This is a genomic window from Teichococcus coralli (assembly GCF_009829925.1).
In the GTDB taxonomy this organism is placed as follows: domain Bacteria; phylum Pseudomonadota; class Alphaproteobacteria; order Acetobacterales; family Acetobacteraceae; genus Pseudoroseomonas; species Pseudoroseomonas coralli.
Map to the genome: position 1 here is coordinate 1 of NZ_SNVJ01000076.1, position 302 is coordinate 302.

Annotated in this window: 1 pseudogene; it reads left to right on the forward strand. The window is 31.1% G+C overall.

The features are described from left to right. Positions 1 to 13: 13 nt before the first annotated feature. Positions 14 to 302: pseudogene (locus E0493_RS23670) on the forward strand (NADH-quinone oxidoreductase subunit H); the annotation flags it as partial.

Sequence of the window (302 nt, forward strand, 5' to 3'; positions counted from 1 at the left end):
ATATAGGGTAATAATTGCAGGGTGGTCTTCTAATTGTAAATATTCTTTATTAGGGAGACTACGAGCTGTAGCTCAGACTATTTCTTATGAAGTAAGGCTAGCTTTGATTCTTCTATCGTATGTTATTTTAGTAGCCGGGTTTAATTTAAATTTATTTATTGAATATCAATCTAATGTATGATTTATTTTTTTGGCTTTTCCTTTAAGATTAATTTGATTTAGAAGGTGTTTGGCTGAAACTAATCGGACTCCTTTTGATTTTGCTGAAGGAGAATCTGAACTTGTATCTGGGTTTAATACTG